This is a genomic window from Dietzia sp. B44, from assembly GCF_014145245.1.
GTDB lineage: Bacteria > Actinomycetota > Actinomycetes > Mycobacteriales > Mycobacteriaceae > Dietzia > Dietzia natronolimnaea.
The window spans coordinates 1-3,185 of sequence record NZ_JAALEF010000410.1 but is presented as its reverse complement, the minus strand read 5'-3'; the positions used below and the strand labels follow the sequence as shown (position 1 = coordinate 3,185).

General features: G+C 69.8%; 4 protein-coding genes. All 4 read right to left on the bottom strand.

The annotated features are described in order from the left end of the window. A partial coding sequence (locus G6017_RS13145; RefSeq protein WP_347238003.1) for a sigma factor-like helix-turn-helix DNA-binding protein occupies window positions 1-391 on the bottom strand: 391 nt, incomplete at its 3' end. A gap of 174 nt (window positions 392-565) precedes the next feature. Beyond that, complete coding sequence (locus G6017_RS13140) at window positions 566-2,116, bottom strand: acyl-CoA synthetase (RefSeq protein WP_182617741.1); 1,551 nt, start codon at window positions 2,114-2,116, stop codon at window positions 566-568. Between the two features lie 68 nt (window positions 2,117-2,184). Then, the gene (gene hpt / locus G6017_RS13135; RefSeq protein ID WP_182610652.1) at window positions 2,185-2,742 is read right to left on the bottom strand and encodes a hypoxanthine phosphoribosyltransferase; all 558 of its coding nucleotides are present in this window, start codon (window positions 2,740-2,742) and stop codon (window positions 2,185-2,187) included. Continuing rightward, the coding region (locus G6017_RS13130; RefSeq protein ID WP_182617739.1) for a TilS substrate-binding domain-containing protein at window positions 2,743-3,185 on the bottom strand (443 nt) is incomplete at its 5' end. It lies immediately after the preceding gene.

The following is a 3,185-nucleotide window of genomic DNA, read 5'->3' as shown; positions in this document are numbered from 1 at the left end:
CGAGGAGCCCGAGCAGACGGGAGAACTCGCCGTCCCGGGCCGCGGCGAGGAAGGCGTCGACCACGTCCCAGTCCGCCGTTCCCTGACCGCCCGGCGGCGCCGCCACCTTGGACCGGGCCCTGGAGGCGTGTTTACGGGCAGCGGCCGGGGTGCAGTCCAGGATCCCGGCGATGGTGGCGAAGTCGACGGCGAACGAGTCGTGGAGGACCAGCGCCACCCGCTCGGCGGGGGACAGCCGGTCGAGCACCAGGTGCAGCGCCGACCCCACCGACTCGGCGAGGGCCACCTCCTCGGCGGGGTCGGGATCGGCACCCGGACGATCGGGCGCGTCCCCGGGCACGGGCACCGGCACCGCGGCCTTGAGACGGTCCAGACACACTCTGGTGACCACGGTGGTGAGCCATCCCTGCAGGTTGTCGACGGCGGCGGCGTCGGTCCTCGCCAGCCGCAGCCACGCCTGTTGGACCGCGTCCTCGGCCTCGGCCGGATCACCGAGGACGGCGCGGCGATCCGGGTGAGTCTCGGTCGCTCGCGTTCGAACTCGCGGGTCAGGTCCATCGGCGCCTCAGGCGACGGTTCCGCTCGTGTAGCGGTCGAGGATCCGGCGCTTGACCAGTTTCCCGGTGGGCGTGCGGGGTAGCTCGTCGACGAAGTCCACCGCCCGCGGGATCTTGAAGTCCGAGATGTGGCCGCGGAGCGATCCGAGGATCTCCTCGCCCAGGTCGGGGTCGTCGGCGCGGTCGGGAGCGGGCACCACCACGGCGTGGACCTTCTCCCCCATCTCCTCGTCCGGGATCCCGATCACCGCGACGTCCTCGACCGCCGGGTGCAGCGCGAGTGCGTTCTCGATCTCCTGCGGGTAGATGTTCACGCCGCCGGAGATGATGGTGAACGCCTTGCGGTCGGTGAGGTAGAGGAAGCGGTCGGAGTCCAGGTAACCCACGTCGCCGAAGGTGGACCAGTTGGGGTGCTCGGGGTGGAAGACGGACGCGGTCTTGTCCGGATCGCCGTGGTAGGCGAAGGTGCCCTCGTCCTGCTGCCAGTAGATGGTGCCGATCTCGCCGATGGGCAGCTCGCGGCCCTCCTCGTCGCAGATGTGCGCGATGCCCTTGAGCCCGTCGCGGCCCACCGATCCGGGGCGTTCGAGCGCCTCCTGCGAGTTGATGAACGTGATCCCCATGCCCTCGGTGGCCGAGTAGTACTCGTGGATCACCGGGCCCCACCACTCGATCATCCGGCGCTTGACCTCGGGCGGGCACGGGGCGGCGGCGTGGATCGCGTGGGTCATGCTGGACACGTCGTAACGCATCCGCGTCTCCTCCGGCAGCTTGAGCATGCGCACGAACATCGTCGGCACCCACTGCGAGTGGGTCACGCGGTACTCCTCGATGAGGCGCAGTGACTCCTCGGCGTCGAAGCGGTCCATGAGGATCACGGTCCCGCCGACGGAGTTGACCACGCCGCAGAACCGCAGCGGGGCCGCGTGGTACAGCGGCGCGGGGCACAGGTACACGCTGTCGGCGTCGAACGCGTAGAGGAAGCTGAACACCGGGGTGTAGACGTCGGGGACCTCGTCGATCTGCCCCTCCGGCGGGTCCACGCGCACGCCCTTGGGCCGTCCGGTGGTGCCGGAGGAGTAGAGGAAGTCGTGGCCGCGGGGCTGGTCGGCGGGCGGATCAGTGGGCTTGTCGGCCAGCAGTTCTCGGTAGTCCGCGCACCCGTCGAGCGACCCGCCGAACACCACCCGGTGCTCGACGTCGGGGTGGGCGTCCGGGGACAGGTCGACGTGGTCGGCCACGGGAGCGGAGACGAAGAGGGCGCGGGCACCGCAGTCCCCGATGATGTAGGAGGACTCGTCGGCCGTCAGGTGATGGTTGATGGCGGCGATGTAGAGCCCGACCCGCAGTGCCCCCCAGTAGATCTCGACCATCTCGAGGGTGTTGTCCGAGACCACGGCGATGGTGTCGCCGGGCCGAAGCCCCCAGTCGTCGGTCAGGACGTGCGCGAGCTGGGCCGACCTGGCCTCGAGCTCGGCGTAGGTGATCTGCTCGCCCGTCGCGGGGCGGATCACGGCGGGCTTGTCGGGCGTGGTGGCGGCGAAGATTCCCGGGAACATGTCGCCAGGCTAACCGCCTCGCGTGACCTGGATCACGAAATTGCCAGACATGTGTCCAACAGCGTCGGTCAGGAGTACATGCGAGGGTGCAGCCGGCCGATGTACGGCAGGTCGCGGTACCGCTCGGCGAAGTCCAGGCCGTACCCCACCACGAACTCGTTGGGGATGTCGAACCCGATCTCGAGGATGTCCAGGTCCGCCTTGACCGCGTCGGGCTTGCGCAGCAGGGTGACGATCTCCAGCGAGCGCGGATTGCGGGTGCGGAGGTTGCGCATCAGCCACGACAGGGTCAGGCCCGAGTCGATGATGTCCTCCACGATGATCACGTCGCGGTCCGCGATGTCACGGTCGAGGTCCTTGAGGATCCGCACCACTCCCGAGGAGCTGGTGGAGGAGCCGTAGGAACTGACCGCCATGAACTCCAGCTCGGAGGGGATGGTCAGCGCCCGGGCGAAGTCGGAGACGAAGATCGCCGCGCCCTTGAGCACGGCGACCAGCACGACCTCCTGTTCGGAGTCCCGGTAGCGCTCCCCGATCGTCGCGCCCATCTCGGCGATCCGGTCGCGGATCACATCGGTGTCGATGAGCACCGACTCGATCTCGTCGGCGTACTTGTCCGTGCTCATCTACGTCCCCGCTCCACTCGCCCGGTCGATCTCGAGGACCACCTTTCCATGCCGTCGCCGAGCGACCAACCTGCCCCGGCCCGCCGACACACCCGACCCGTCCGGGCCCGTGCCCCCCACCGCCACTCCCCCCTGCCCGTGCCAGTCCGTGACGAGGGCGGCCACCGATGACAGGTGCGCGTACGTGGGCGAGGGGCAGCCGTGGGCCAGCAGCCATCGCCGCAGGACCCGGGTCAGCACAGCTTGCGTGAGCGGCTCGAGGACGGAGACGTCCAGCCCGCCGTCTCCGGAGACGGGCACGGCGGCGGCGAGACGGTCCAGCTCGTCGTCGTCGGTCCGGAGCAGCTCCGCGGTCCGCGCCAACCCCTCCGCCACCCCGCCCCCCAGGACGTCCTCGAGGAGCGGGAGCACCTCGTGGCGTAGTCGCACGCGGGTGAAAGCCG

What these genes read in the sequence shown, in the direction of transcription:
- G6017_RS13140 (WP_182617741.1), bottom strand. Translation starts at nt 2,116, where the DNA reads ATGTTCCCGGGAATCTTCGCCGCCACCACGCCCGACAAGCCCGCCGTG.
- hpt (WP_182610652.1), bottom strand. Translation starts at nt 2,742, where the DNA reads ATGAGCACGGACAAGTACGCCGACGAGATCGAGTCGGTGCTCATCGAC.